This is a genomic window from Halorubrum sp. SD683 (assembly GCF_002135045.1).
GTDB lineage: Archaea > Halobacteriota > Halobacteria > Halobacteriales > Haloferacaceae > Halorubrum > Halorubrum ezzemoulense.
Genome location: NZ_NEWJ01000013.1, coordinates 1 through 12,972 on the forward strand (window position 1 = coordinate 1; position 12,972 = coordinate 12,972).

Genomic DNA, 12,972 nt, shown 5'->3' on the forward strand with positions numbered 1-12,972 from the left:
GCGGCCGGCGGCGCGGTCCGTCCGGGACGGCGGGCGGGGGGGGCCGGGGGCCGACGGCGTGCGCCGCTTTCGGGCCCGTACCCGCGCCGGCGCCGCCGCGCCCGGCGGGGTGGTCGCCGCCGTCGCTCGCGATCGTCGCGTACGCCGCCCCGGGCTCGCCGGCCGGGCCGACGCAGGCGACGCCGGCGTCCGGGAACCGCTCGGCGGTCTCGGCGGCGTCGTCGCCCCACGCGTCGGTCGGCTTGACCCGGGCGCGACCCCCCTCGACCTCGATCCGGACCGGTCTGTCGGCGGTCCCGGTCACGAGCAGGCCGATGCAGTCGTCGCCCGCGACCCCCCGCCGGCGGTCCCGGACGACCTCGCCGCCCGCCGCGACCGCGACGCCGAGACGTACGGGCGGCGGCCGACCGGCGAGTGGCAGGCGGCCGGCGAGACGATCGAGACGGTCGACTACGCGGACGAGGTCGGGATCCTCGCGGCCGAGGGATGGACGGAGACCGGCTTCGACGGGGTCGACGACATCGGCGTCGAGGCCGCGACCGCCCGCGCGACGGGACGCGAGGGAGTCAGGGAGGGCGACTCGGCCGTCCCCGGCGGATTCCGGATCGACACGCCCGACGGCGAAGTGATCCCGCGCGGCGCGGCCCCGATCACGCTCGGCGCCGGCCTCGGGATCGACGACTTCGACCGCGTCGCGGAGCTCTGCGGGGTCTGCGACCGTCTCGGCCTCGACGTGATCGGCGCGGGCAGCGCGGTCGCTTGGGCGATCCGCGCCGGGCGGGCTGGGGTCGTCGACTGCCCGGTCGACTTCGGTGACGCCGCTGGCGCAGAGCACCTGCTGAAGGCGATCGCGGCCCGCGACCCCCCGGCCGATCTCGACGTGGACCCGGACCTCCCGGACGCCCTCGCCGACGGGGTCGACGCCGCGGTGGCCCAATTCGGCGGCGACGCGCTCGTGCCGACGGTGAAGTCGATGGCGCTGCCCGGCTTCGACCCGCGCGCGGCGGTCGGCGTCGCGCTCGCGTACGCGACGAGCGACCGCGGCGCGTGTCACCGGCGCGCGCGACCGCAGGAGCGCGAGCCGCTGGCACGTCCCGACCGCTCCCTCGCCGACCGGGTGCGCGACGTGGTCGGGGAGCAGAACGCGCGCTCGGTCCTGTGGAGCCTCGTCGTCGACGACTTCGTCGGCGAGGCGGTCTGTGCCGACCTCGGCGCGGAGTGGCTCGCGGCGATCGAGCACCCGGCGGTCGACGACTGCGGCGGCCCGCACCGCGACGAGTCGGAACGCGGGGACGCGAGGGACGCTGGCCGACCGGATCCCTCCCCCGCCGCGCTCGCGACGACCGGCGAGCGCATCTGGACGCTCACCCGACTGTTCAACGCCCGAGAGGGATTCGACCGCGCGGACGACGCGCTCCCTGAGCCGCTCCGCACCGACGCGGCCGACGGGACGCCGGGCGTCGACGTCGACGCGTTCGACCGCCTGCTCGATCGGTACTACGCGGCACGCGGGTGGGGCGAACGGGGGCTCCCGACGCCGGAGACCGCCGAGCGGCTCGGGCTCGCGCGCGTCGTCGACGACGCGACGCCGCTGGACGATAGCCCGATCGACTCCGCCCCGGCGGCCGACGCGGACGACTGACCCCGCCCGGCGACGTGACTGCCGTCCGCTCCGGCGGCCTCAGCGACGCAGCCCGCCCTCCGCCTTGATCCGCATGATGTGCCGGACGTTGAGGTAGATCTCCTCCGGCGACGTCTCCTCCTCCTCGTCGTAGAGGTCCGACACCCGGTAGAGGATCGCCGAGAGCTGCTTGCTCTCCGAGCTCTCCGCGCGTACGTCCGCCGCCACCTCGCGGAGGAACTCCCGCACCTCCGCGTCGGCCGGGATCTCCGCGCCCGACGCCTCGTCCGGTACCACCGGGTCGACGCCCGCGGCCGCGAGGGGGTCCTCCGGGTCGTCGCCGGTCGCCCCGGTTTCGTCGCCGGCCCCCGCGCCGTCGTCCGCGTCGGTCATCGCTCGCCGCTCACCCCGCGGCGGCGGACGACCCCGGCGTTGTTCGCGACGTTCTCGACGAGCACCTTGAACGCGTCTGCGGTCTCGCCGTCCTCCAAGACGAGGGGCTCGCCGTCGTCGCCGCCCGTCCGGACCGCGGGGTCGAGCGGGACGCCGCCGAGGAAGGGCAGGTCGTGGTCCGCGGCGAGCGCCTTCCCGCCGCCGGAGCCGAATATCTCGTGGAAGCCGCCGCAGTCCGGGCAGCGGAATCCGGCCATGTTCTCCGCGATACCGAGGACGTTCGTGTCGTGTTTACCGAACATCCGGAGCCCCTTCACCGCGTCGTCGAGCGCCACGTCCTGCGGCGTGGTGACGATCACGGCCCCCGTCAGCGGCAGCGTCTGGAGGATCGTGAGCTGTGTATCGCCGGTGCCCGGCGGGAGGTCCATCACGAGGTAGTCGAGCTCGCCCCACTCCACGTCCTCGACGAGTTGGGTGATGATCTTGTGGACCATCGGGCCGCGCCAGATGACGGGGTCGTCCTCGCCGGTGAGGAAGTCCATGCTCATCAGCTTCACGCCGAACCGCTCCGGTGGCACGATCGTCTCGCCGTCGGTTTCCGGGCGCTGTTCCGCGGACACCATCCGCGGGACGTTGGGCCCGTACACGTCGGCGTCGAACAGGCCGACGCGGGCGCCGAGTTTGGAGAGCCCGGCCGCGATGTTGACCGCCATCGTCGACTTCCCGACCCCGCCCTTCCCGGAGGCGACCGCGATCACGTTCTGTACGCCGGGGAGGACCTGCTCCTCGGTCGAGAGGTCGTCCGGGATCGACGCCGACAGCTCGACGTCGAGCCCGGTGTCGGCGAGCGCCTCGCGCACGTCGTCGGCGATGGCCGACTCGGTCGGCGAGAAGGGGGCGCCGAGCGCGAGCGACACGTGGACCGTTCCGTCCGCCTCGTCGACGTCGACGCCGTTCACCAGCCCGAGCGAGACGATGTCGCCGCCGAGGTCGGGGTCCCGCACCTCCGCGAGCCGCTCCCGTACGTCCGATTCGTTCATGCCGGGGAGGAGGGCCGTGGGTCGAATAAGGGTTCTGTACGGGGGCGCGCCACCGTTTGCGACGCGCCCGCGGTCACCCGCTCAATCGATCCGGGTCCCCGCGCCCTCGCCGCGCAGGAACGGGACCAGCCCCTCTGCGCCGAACACGTACGCCGGCGCGTCGAGCGCGAGCAGCTCGCGCACCTTCGCCGCCATCCCGCCGGAGACGTCCGTCGCGTCGCTCGCGCCGAGGGCGTCCGCGACCGACCCGAAGTCGTCGATCGCTGGGATCACGTCGCCGTCGACGTCGAGGACGCCGGGCACCGTCGAGCAGACCCCAACGCGGCGTGCGCCAAGTCCGGACGCGAGCTCGACGACCAGCTCGTCACCCGAGACGACTGTCACCCCGTCGCCCGCCGTCGCCACGCCGTCGCCATGGAGGACCGGAACGAACCCCTCGCCGAGCAGCGTCGCCGTCGACCCGAGCGGGAGGTCGAGCCCGCCGTCCGCGCCGTCGGCCCGCGCCGCGAGCGACAGCGGGTGAACCGGCACCGCCGGGACTCCGTGCTCGCGGAGTCGTTCTAACACGTGCGCGTTCAGCCGCTTCATCGCCCCGTGAATCGCGGCCGCCGCCTCGGCGTCCCGCGTCCCGTCGGTCGTCGACACGCCGTGCTCGCTGGCGTGGTAGTGGCCGAAGCTCCCGCCGCCGTGGACGACGACGAGCCGGTCGGCCGTACCCGCCGCGAGGGCGTCCGCGACGGCGTCGCAGGCCGCGTGGAGCGCCGCCTCGTCGAGGGTTTCGGGCTCGTTCTTCTCCGTGATCAGACTCCCGCCGAGCTTGAGGACGACGGGGGGAGCGGACTCTCCGCCGGCGTCGTCGTTACTGGCGGCTTCGCCCCCCGTCACGGCTCCACCACCCGGACGCCCTCGGTCGCCAGCTCGGCGCGGAACGATTCCTCGCAGCCCTGCGTGAACGAGAGCGCGGTCTCCGTCGCGTCGCTTTCGTCGAGCGCGACGATACAGCCGCCGCCGCCCGCACCGGTGAGCTTCGCACCGTGCGCGCCCGCGTCCCGCGCGGCCCACACCATGGCGTCGATCGACCGGGCGGAGACGCCGAGCGCCGCTAACAGTCCGTGGTTGAAGTCCATCAGCTCGCCGAGTTCCGCGAGCAGCGCCGGGTCGGGGTCGCTCTCGGGGTCGGCATCCGCGAGCAGTTCCTCGCCCGTCCGGACGAGGTCGCCGATCGATTCGACCGTGTCGGCGGCGAACTCGTGTTCCGCCCGCAGTTCGCGGACACCGGCGACCAGCTCGCCGGTATCGCCCGCGCCGCCGTCGAACCCGACGACGAACGGAAGGTTCGGCGCGTCGATCGGCTCGCAGTCGTCGCCCTCGACCCGCACCGCGCCGCCCATCGTCGAGCAGAAGGTGTCCGCTCTGGAGGCCTGCCCGTCCTGGACCTCGAACTCGGCCCGATACGCCCGCTCGGCCAGCTCTCGGCGGTCGAGCGGCTCCCCGAGCGCGCGCGTCGCGGCGTCGATACCGGCCACGACCACGGCCGCCGACGACCCGAGCCCCGCGCCGAGGGGGATGTCGCTCTCGACGGTGATGTCGAAGCCGGCGTCGGGCGCGTCGGCCGCCTCGCGCGCCTGCTCGACGGCCGCGTCGACGTACCCCATCGCGGCCTCGACGAGCGGCGTCGGCACGTCGACATCGGGCCGGTCGCTCGTCCCACCCGCGTACTCCACGGTGAACCCGTTCAGAGAGAGGTCCTCGGCCTCGACGCGCACGTGGTCGTCCTCGCGCGGCTCGGCGGTCACCGTGGCGCGCCGCTCGATCGCCGCGGGCACGGCCGGCTCGCCGTAGACGACGGCGTGTTCGCCGAAGAGGTACACCTTCCCCGGCGCTTCGCAAACGGTCATACGAGTCTCCTCTCCCCCCGCGCTTACAGGCGTTGCGCTTGGCGGGTCTGGGCGGGACCCGACATCTACTCGTTCATCCGTCCCGGGTCGCGGTCGCGTATCGTTTCGCGGCAGCGGACCGCGCGACGCAGCCCGATCTCCGCCACGTCGCCCCCGCACTCCGCGGTTCGCCGCAGCGCGCGCGCGACGCGGCGGATCTCCGCCGCCCCCGCGCCCGCCTCGTCCAGTTCTCGATCGAGCGCGTCGATGTCGTCGCGAGCCCGGCGCAGCTCACCGACCGCGCTCCGAGCGACGTCGGCGCCCTCGTCGCCGAGGGCGACGCTCACCCCGTCGGAGACGACCTCTCGGACCGTGCGACCGAAGTCGCGACACGCCGCCAGTCGCGCGGCCGACGGCGGGTCGTCGAGGGCCGCCGCGGCGTTCCCGATGTCCGCCGCCGCGTCGCGGAAGCGGCACAGCTCCCGCATCGCCGTCCACGACTCGAACAGCTCCGGGCGGGTCGTGCCGAGGGCGTCGACCTCCCCGAGGTCGGCCATGCCGCGGGAGACGGACCGGTCGATCATCGACGCGAGGCGGTCGACCTGTTTGTCGCGGGAGCCGATCGGCGACGAGTCGGGCGGCGTCGCCAGCGCCTCGACCGCGTCGCCGTGTATCGAGCGGACCGTGAACGCCAGCTGTCGGAGCGACTGACTCACGGAGACCTCCGCCGAGTCCAGCATGATCTGAACCGTCGTCGCGGTCTCCGACTCCGCGGCCACCGACATCCCGATCCGGTTGCGGGCGACCCGCTCGACGACGCGCCGCTGGTCCGGGGTGAGCGGCTCGTCCCGTTCGAGCGTGACCTCGCGCGCGCCAGCGGCGTAGGCCGCCCGCAGCGCCCGCTCGATTACCTCCGGGTCGGCCGACTCGATCCGGGCGACGGGCGGGTCGCCGTCGCCGCCGTTCCCGGTCTGGACCGCCAACACGCCGTCGATGTGGTCGTGGAGCGTCACGGTGTCGCCGGACGCGACGCCCTGCGACTCCGCCCAGTCCTTCGGGAGCGAGACCGTGTACGTCCCGTTCCCCACGGTTTGGACCTTTCTCGACTCCATCTCAGTAGAGCAGCTCCGGGTCGTTTTCGATCATGTACAGCGTCCGCGCCGCGATGTTCACGGCGTGATCCGCGATCCGTTCGAGGTCTCGGATCGTCAACAGCACCCGCGATACGTCGTCCAACAGCCGTTCGGCCTCCCAGCCGTCCCCGTCCGACCCCGCGATCAGGTCGCGGGTGACGCTCTCGCTCGCCCGCTGGCAGAGCGCGTCGACCTCGTCGTCGTCGGCCGCGACCGCGCGGCACGCGGCCGCGTCCTCGGCCTCGTACGCGGCGAGGCTCCGTTCGAGGAGGTCGCGCGCCGCCTCGCCGATGGCGTCGAGCTGAACCTCCGGCGAGAGCGTCCGCGTCGCGGTCCGGAGGTAGTCCGCCAGGTTGACCGCGAGGTCGCCGATGCGTTCGAGGTCGGTGATGATCTTGAACGAGGCGGTGACGAGTCGGAGGTCGCCCGCGACCGGCTGCTGGAGCGCGAACAGGTCCACGCACCGGTCCTCCAAGCGCAGGTACGTCTCGTTGACCGCGGCGTCGGCGTCGACCACTTTCTTCGCCAGCGGCTCGTCGCGGCGCTCCGCGGCGTCGAGGCTCCGTTCGACCTGCCCTATCACCTGATCCCCCATGGCGAGCACGTCCGCCCGGAGCTCGTCGAGCGAGTCCTGGTACTGTTCTCGGGGCATGGGATCACCCGAACTTGCCGGTGATGTAGTCCTCGACGCGCTCGCTGTGTGGGTCCTCGAACACCTGATCGGTGTCGCCGTACTCGACGAGCTCGCCGCCCGTGAGGAAGACGGCGGTCTGGTCCGATATCCGGGCCGCCTGCTGCATGTTGTGCGTGACGATGACGACGGTGTACTCCTCCGCGAGGTCGTCGATCAGGTCCTCTATCTTCGCCGTGGCGATGGGGTCCAAGGCGGACGCCGGCTCGTCCATCAGGATGACCTCCGGGTCGACCGAGAGGCAGCGGGCGATACAGAGCCGCTGTTGCTGGCCGCCCGAGAGCCCGAGCGCGTTGTCGTCGAGCCGGTCGCTCACCTCGTCCCATAGCGCCGCGTCGCGGAGGCACCGCTCGACGAGCGCGTCGCGCTCGTCGGCGTCGCTCCGGTTCAGCAGGCGGGCGAGGAGGCCCGTGTCGAGGTCGCCGTGCTTCTTTGGCCCGTAGGCGATGTTCTCGCGGATCGTCTTGGGGAAGGGGTTCGGCGACTGGAACACCATTCCGACCCGCTTACGCAGCTCCACGAGGTTGACCCCGTCCCGGTAGATCTCTTGCCCGTCGAGCTTCACCGAGCCGTCGATCCGGGCGGAGCTGACCCGATCGTTCATCCGGTTGAGACACCGGAGGTACGTCGACTTCCCGCAGCCTGAGGGGCCGATCAGGGCGGTGACGCTCTTCTCGGGGATCTCCATCGAGACGCCCTTCAGCGCGTGGTCGTCGCCGTAGTGAACGTCGAGGTCCTCGACGGCCAGTTTCGTGTCGCCGCGGAACTCGTAGTCGGTCCACTCGTCGCGGGTCTGCTCGACGGTCTCGCCGGTCGTCGTGGTGGGCGAGCGGCCGTCGGTCGGCGAGCGGTCGTCGGTCGATGCGGTCTGGGTCTGTTGGGTGGTGTTCTCGCTCATCGGATTCAGGTGTGTGTGAGCCGTCGCCGGAAGTAGTAGCGCGTCGCGATGCCGATCGCGTAGAATGAGAGGACGACGACGAGCAGCACCAGCGCCGTCGCCCAGCGGAACTCGTCCGCGTTGCCGACGTTGCTGCTGGCACCCACGCCGGCGGAAATCAGAGCGTACAGCTGGTACGGCAGCGCTGAGGTTGCCTCCAGCAGGGCCGGATTGGCGACGAACGGCGGCGCGGACGTGAACTGGAAGCTCCCGAGGACGTCGACCGTCTGCGAGCCGGGAACGAACGTCCCGCCGGCCATCGTCAGCAGGATCGGCGCCGTCTCGCCGGCGATCCGACCGACGCCGAGGATGACGCCGGTGACGACGCCGGGCAGCGCCGCCGGGAGGACGACGCTCCGGATCGTCTGCCACTTCGACACCCCAAGCGCGGCGCTCGCGTCGCGGTACTCGTCGGGGACGGAGAGCATCGCCTCCCGGGAGGTGATCACCACGAGCGGGAGGAGCATGAACCCGAGCGTGATCATCCCGGAGAGCAGCGACTTTCCGTTGCCGAACCGCGGGATGAGGAAGGCGAAGCCGAACAGCCCGAAGACGATGCTGGGGGTGCTCCACAGCCCGTTTGTCGCGATCTCGACGACCTGGGTGAACCGACCGCGGTCCGCGTACTCGGTGAGGAAGAGCGCCGCGCCGACGCCCAGCGGGACCGCCAGCACGACGGCGCCGAGGACGAGCCAGACCGTGCCGACGATCGCGGGCAACACGCCCTGGAAGTCGTTGAAGAGGGCGACGCCGTTCATCACGAACGGGACGGACACCGGCAGCGTGACCGAGACGCCGAGGACCGTCGTCTGCGGCCCGGTTCCGAGGCCGATCTCGACGCCGTTCAACAGCCCGGGGACCCCCTGGACGACCACGAAGGCGACGAGGACGAACAGGAAAGCGACGATCGAGAGCGCGTTCAGGTACACGAGGACGTACGCGCCCGTGTGCCGACCGCGGGCGCCGAAGCCACCGTACGCCTTCGCCGAGGCCCAGCCGCCGTACAGCCCGCTGAACAGCGTCGCCGCGGGGATGAGGAACTCCGCGGTGAGGGCCGCCTGCTGGGCCCAGTCCAGCTCCCACACCCACGTCGGGCCGATGACGCCGGTGAGGAACACGAGCCCCGTCAGCGCGAGGAGGCTCCCGAGCGGGAGCGTCGACCCCACGTCCTCGCGGGGGAGGACGGTGAGCGCGAACGCGCCGCCGCCGACGGCCGTCCCGGCGAGGACGCCGACCGTCGTGCCGAGACCGAGCGTCTGGCTCGCGACGCTCCCGCCGACGACGACCCACGGAACGGCGGCGCCGAAGCCGGCGACGAGCCCGGCGCTCGGGTCGGGGTCGGTCTCGACGTAGCCCAGACGGGAGCCGGCGCCGAAGGCGACCACCGCGACGCCGAGCGCGGTCAGGAGCCCGCCGAGCAGCGTCACGGTCCGAATCCCGAACAGCGAGCCGGTGAGGCTGACGCGCTCGAACAGCGCGGCGACGGCGAGCGCGAACAGGACCGCCGAGAGCCCGACGGCAACGCCCGCGACGGCGTCCGTCTCCGTGGTCTCCGACTCGACGAGCCTAGCGTCCGTCTGGCTCGCGTCCGCCATCAGACCTCACCCCCGAGCCGCTTGTGCATTCTCCATTCGATGTACTGCGCGCCGATGGAGATGACGAGGACGGTGACGAACAAGATCACGCCCGCGACGAACAAGGCGTCCATCTGGAGGCCGTCGGCCTCGCCGTAGTTCCGCGCGATGATCGACGTCAGCGTCTCCTGCCCGTAGAAGACGTTGACGAGTGGCTCCGTGAGGCGAGGCACGCCGCGGAGCATCACCGTGGCGGCCATCGTCTCGCCGATGGCGCGGCCGACGCCGAGCAGGACCGCCGCGGAGACGCCGGAGAACGCGGCCGGCAGCGTGATCGAGGTCATCGTCTGCCAGTCGGTCGTCCCCATCGCCAGCGAGCCGCTCTTCATCGACTCCGGGACGCTGCTCAGCGCGTCTTCGGCCACGGAGACGACGGTCGGGAGCGCCATCAGCCCGACGACGATGCCGACGAACAGGTACGACCCCTGCCCCGTCGTCTGGAACTGGTCGGAGGCCCACGGGCCCAGCACGGTGAACCCGATGAACCCGTAGACGATTGAGGGGATGCCGGCGAGGATCTCGACGCCGGGCTTGACGACCTCGCGGACGGTCGCGGGGGCGATCTCCGAGAGGAAGAGCGCCGCGGAAACACCGAGGGGCGCGGCGACCGCGGAGGCGATCAGCGTCACCATCACCGTCCCGTGGATCATCGGCACCATCGAGTACCGGATGGGCGGCGAGACGGCGTCCCAGTTCGGCTGGATGAACATCCGCAGGCCGGGGACCGTGATCCCGAACGCCGTCGCGCTCTCGTATCGGATCACCGGGACGGACTCGCGGAAGATGAAGACGATGATCAGTCCGAGGATGAGGATCGTCGACACCGTCATCATCAGCGCGATCGTGTACGCGGTCTCCTCCTGGTACCGGAACCAGCCGATCCCCGCCGCCGTGAGGAAGACGACGAAGGGAGCGATGGTGAGGTCGGAGACGGCGAGGAACCCGACGAGGGTGGCCAAGAGCGACAGCGTCATCGCGGAGATGATCGCCAGCGCGGGGGGTTCGGTCTCGTCGACGAACTCCCTGACTCGTCTGCGCTGCGCGCCGAGCGCGTCGGTCAGTCGCCCGCCGAGCGCGTCTGTTACCGTTGGCATCTGTCTGTTATCGAGAGCATTCGCGTGTTGTGTGTCGTAGAAGCCATGTTCGTCCGTACCGTGAGCGCCGGCGGCCGCGGAGAGACGGGCGGTCGCGGGGGGTCAGTCGGCCGAGACGACGCTCGTCTCGGGTCGATCGACCGTCGGTCGTCGGACTACGGCGAGATGAGATCCTCCGTGGCGACGGACGAGACCTTGTCTTTCATCGACTGGAGGTCGCTCGTCGGGAGCGGGATGTAGTTGTTCCCCTCGACGAAGACGCTCTGTCCGAACTCGTTGAGGAACATATTGACGAACGCCGCCTCGCGCCGGTCGTAGCCGCCGGCTTCGGGGTTGTTCTCCTCGATGAGCGTGTACATGTGGAGGTCGCGGTTGAGCGGGTACTCGCTGTCGAAGATGGTGTTCTCCGCGTCGCGGCTGGTCTCGTACAGCGTGCCGTCGAACTCGATGGAGATCGGGATGACCGTTTCGCTGGTGAACGCGAGCGCCATGTACGCGATGGCGCCCTCGTTCTGGGAGACGGCCTGCGCGACCTGCTGGTTCTGCCCGAAGCGCGTGTCGACGCCCGACATCGAGGCGTCGGCGGCACCGAGCATGTTCAGGCGGAACGAGGTGTCCGTTCCGGAGCCCTCGGCGCGGCCGATGGCGTAGATCTCCTGATCGTAGTCGACCCCGTCGATCTCGTTCCAGTTGGTGATCTCGTTCTGGTAGATGCCGCGGATCTCCTCGCCGGTCAGCTGCGCGACGCCGGCGTCGGAGACGTCGGAGCTGACGACGACCGGCTGGCCATCGCGACCGACAACGTTGTCGACGACTGTGTTCTGGGCCTTCTCCTCGGTCCAGTCGAGCTCCGCCGTGATCGGCCCGGAGGAGTTGCCGATGTCGACGAGGCCGTCAGTGACGGCCTCACAGCCGGTCCCGGAGTGGCTCAGGCCGACCGTCGTCGGGAACGGCGGCGAAGAGCGCTGATCGGTCGGCTCGAAGCCGAACTTCGCTGCGAAGTAGTCGGCGATGAGCATGTCGTCCGCGCCGTCGGCGGAGAGCTGGTCCCAGCCGGGCACCGAGCCCTCGTCGTTCGCGCCCCAGTACTCGCCGTCGCTCGGCGGGGCGTTGGAGTTCCAGTATGAGCTCCCCGTGTTCGAGATGGGGTACACCGTCGAGGAGCCCTCGGCGTTGAGCAGCGCCGTGCTCTGCCCGGAGCCGTCGTCGCCGTCGCCACCGGAGCCGCCGGAGCCACCGTCGCCGCCGTCGCCGCCGGATCCGCCGTCGCCGCCGTCGCTGCTTCCGCTACAGCCCGCCAACCCGGCGGTTCCGAGCGCTCCGGACGTGATGAGAACTTTCCGCCGCGACACGCCGCCGTCGACCCAGTTCCGGTCTGACATCAGGCGTGGCAACGGGCAAATCTATTAAACTGGTTCGCTCTTGTGTAGCACATTGTTGATTTCAGAGAGTGGCTTTGACGGCGTCTTTGAGCGCTTCTCGTCCGGGTTTGCGGTAGAGTTCTCGTCTGAGTTGGAACGCTCGGAGATACTGTGTGAGGCGATCTTTTGAGATGCCTCGATGCGGCGAGAGCCACCGTCGCGCCAGCGACGCGTGGCTCTCGCAGGTATTCACGTGGACCGTGTCGTCGGCGTATTCACCGTCTCCGTGAACGACGTATTCGCGGTCGAATTGCTCATCTTCATCAAGCGGATCGTACGCGCAAAATCCGTCGGTATAGACCGTGAGGGGCTCCTGCTGGCGGTCAGCCAGCAGGAGCCGGATCGTCAATTCGTCTGCGGATTTCGCCGGCACGACGTACCGTTGCTCGGTGCCACGATCCACGAGGACGAACACGGGTGGTTTGTCTTGATCATACGTTCCGCGTCCGCGTCGTGAGAGGCCGCGAGAGCGCGACCAGCGGTCGCGCTCGCGGCCTTTCAAGCCGGCAGAGACGTAGAACTCGTCAATTTCAACCGGGCCACGGAGATCGAGTGACGGCGCGTCGAGCGCTTCGGTGAAGCGCTCGACACGCCTGTGGATCGTTTTGTAGGTGACATCGATTTCGCACTGTAGTTGCCTGAGACTGGTGTTAAACCGCAAAAACGCGTAGATCGAGAACAACCATTTGCGGAGTGCGATCTTCGAGTGAGCGAAGATCGTGCCAGTCTTATCGTTGAACGTGCGGTCGCAATCCTTACAGAGATACCGCTGAAACTGCCCGTAGCTGCCGTTTCTGACCGTTCGGTCAGAACGGCAGCGAGGACAGGAAACGCCGTCACGCCAGCGAACCTGCTGTAACAGGTCCGCTGCGACCGATTCCGACCCAAACACATCTAGCGGAATCATCCGTGTCGGACACCGCTGACGCGGTGTCCTTGTCCTCTTCGACACGACAGCGACAGCTCGCCAGTATCAACAATCTCCTACAGAAGAGCGAACTGGTTTATATTTTTAATATAGTCACCTCTTGTCACGCGAAGAGCCCACAGTATCGGTGGTGAGTACAAGAGAGGGTTCTGACAGCTATATACCACCACGTACCGCTCTGTTCGCCTCTGTCCCCGAACACA

12 protein-coding genes and 1 pseudogene are annotated in these 12,972 nt (G+C 70.1%); 1 reads left to right on the plus strand and 12 read right to left on the minus strand.

Annotated features, from left to right (window positions below):
- Positions 1-304, minus strand: a 304-nt coding sequence (locus B9G49_RS05640) for an aldehyde ferredoxin oxidoreductase N-terminal domain-containing protein (protein WP_303645950.1), incomplete at its 3' end; no start/stop codon positions are given.
- 12 nt (positions 305-316) lie between these two features.
- On the opposite strand from B9G49_RS05640, the pseudogene B9G49_RS05645 reads away from it, so the two are divergent.
- Positions 317-1,642 (plus strand): annotated as a pseudogene (locus tag B9G49_RS05645) (aldehyde ferredoxin oxidoreductase C-terminal domain-containing protein); the annotation flags it as partial.
- Between the two features lie 39 nt (positions 1,643-1,681).
- Here B9G49_RS05645 and B9G49_RS05650 read toward each other — a convergent pair.
- From B9G49_RS05650 to B9G49_RS05700, 11 genes are all read right to left on the minus strand, one after another.
- Positions 1,682-2,014, minus strand: coding sequence for a hypothetical protein (locus B9G49_RS05650; RefSeq protein ID WP_049930761.1), 333 nt, complete (start codon positions 2,012-2,014; stop codon positions 1,682-1,684).
- Complete coding sequence (locus B9G49_RS05655) at positions 2,011-3,054, minus strand: Mrp/NBP35 family ATP-binding protein (protein WP_086215718.1); 1,044 nt, start codon at positions 3,052-3,054, stop codon at positions 2,011-2,013. The genes B9G49_RS05650 and B9G49_RS05655 overlap by 4 nt, the downstream gene beginning before the upstream one ends.
- A gap of 81 nt (positions 3,055-3,135) precedes the next feature.
- Positions 3,136-3,939 carry an isopentenyl phosphate kinase gene (locus B9G49_RS05660; protein ID WP_086215719.1) on the minus strand — a complete coding sequence of 268 codons (804 nt, stop codon included), beginning with the start codon at positions 3,937-3,939 and terminating at the stop codon, positions 3,136-3,138.
- Complete coding sequence (gene mvk / locus B9G49_RS05665; protein WP_086215720.1) at positions 3,936-4,952, minus strand: mevalonate kinase; 1,017 nt, start codon at positions 4,950-4,952, stop codon at positions 3,936-3,938. Before mvk ends, B9G49_RS05660 begins: the two co-directional genes overlap by 4 nt.
- A 65-nt stretch (positions 4,953-5,017) precedes the next feature.
- On the minus strand, positions 5,018-6,043 hold the full coding sequence (locus B9G49_RS05670) for an AbrB/MazE/SpoVT family DNA-binding domain-containing protein (RefSeq protein WP_086215721.1): 1,026 nt from the start codon (positions 6,041-6,043) through the stop codon (positions 5,018-5,020).
- Position 6,044: 1 nt separating this feature from the next.
- Entirely contained in the window at positions 6,045-6,716 is a 672-nt protein-coding gene (gene phoU, locus B9G49_RS05675; RefSeq protein ID WP_086215722.1) for a phosphate signaling complex protein PhoU, read from the minus strand.
- A 4-nt stretch (positions 6,717-6,720) separates the two neighbouring features.
- Positions 6,721-7,653, minus strand: coding sequence for a phosphate ABC transporter ATP-binding protein PstB (pstB, locus tag B9G49_RS05680; protein ID WP_086215723.1), 933 nt, complete (start codon positions 7,651-7,653; stop codon positions 6,721-6,723).
- A gap of 5 nt (positions 7,654-7,658) precedes the next feature.
- Complete coding sequence (pstA, locus tag B9G49_RS05685; RefSeq protein WP_086215724.1) at positions 7,659-9,287, minus strand: phosphate ABC transporter permease PstA; 1,629 nt, start codon at positions 9,285-9,287, stop codon at positions 7,659-7,661.
- Positions 9,287-10,420, minus strand: coding sequence for a phosphate ABC transporter permease subunit PstC (gene pstC, locus B9G49_RS05690; protein WP_086215725.1), 1,134 nt, complete (start codon positions 10,418-10,420; stop codon positions 9,287-9,289). Before pstC ends, pstA begins: the two co-directional genes overlap by 1 nt.
- A gap of 155 nt (positions 10,421-10,575) precedes the next feature.
- Positions 10,576-11,802, minus strand: coding sequence for a PstS family phosphate ABC transporter substrate-binding protein (locus B9G49_RS05695; protein ID WP_086215726.1), 1,227 nt, complete (start codon positions 11,800-11,802; stop codon positions 10,576-10,578).
- Between the two features lie 61 nt (positions 11,803-11,863).
- Complete coding sequence (locus tag B9G49_RS05700; protein WP_086215727.1) at positions 11,864-12,748, minus strand: IS1595 family transposase; 885 nt, start codon at positions 12,746-12,748, stop codon at positions 11,864-11,866.
- Between the last annotated feature and the right edge of the window lie 224 nt (positions 12,749-12,972).

Excerpts from the sequence above, each read along its gene's own strand:
- B9G49_RS05650 (WP_049930761.1), bottom strand. The coding sequence starts at position 2,014 with ATGACCGACGCGGACGACGGCGCGGGGGCCGGCGACGAAACCGGGGCG.
- B9G49_RS05655 (WP_086215718.1), bottom strand. The coding sequence starts at position 3,054 with ATGAACGAATCGGACGTACGGGAGCGGCTCGCGGAGGTGCGGGACCCC.
- mvk (WP_086215720.1), bottom strand. The coding sequence starts at position 4,952 with ATGACCGTTTGCGAAGCGCCGGGGAAGGTGTACCTCTTCGGCGAACAC.
- B9G49_RS05670 (WP_086215721.1), bottom strand. The coding sequence starts at position 6,043 with ATGGAGTCGAGAAAGGTCCAAACCGTGGGGAACGGGACGTACACGGTC.
- phoU (WP_086215722.1), bottom strand. The coding sequence starts at position 6,716 with ATGCCCCGAGAACAGTACCAGGACTCGCTCGACGAGCTCCGGGCGGAC.
- pstB (WP_086215723.1), bottom strand. The coding sequence starts at position 7,653 with ATGAGCGAGAACACCACCCAACAGACCCAGACCGCATCGACCGACGAC.
- pstA (WP_086215724.1), bottom strand. The coding sequence starts at position 9,287 with ATGGCGGACGCGAGCCAGACGGACGCTAGGCTCGTCGAGTCGGAGACC.
- pstC (WP_086215725.1), bottom strand. The coding sequence starts at position 10,420 with ATGCCAACGGTAACAGACGCGCTCGGCGGGCGACTGACCGACGCGCTC.
- B9G49_RS05695 (WP_086215726.1), bottom strand. The coding sequence starts at position 11,802 with ATGTCAGACCGGAACTGGGTCGACGGCGGCGTGTCGCGGCGGAAAGTT.
- B9G49_RS05700 (WP_086215727.1), bottom strand. The coding sequence starts at position 12,748 with ATGATTCCGCTAGATGTGTTTGGGTCGGAATCGGTCGCAGCGGACCTG.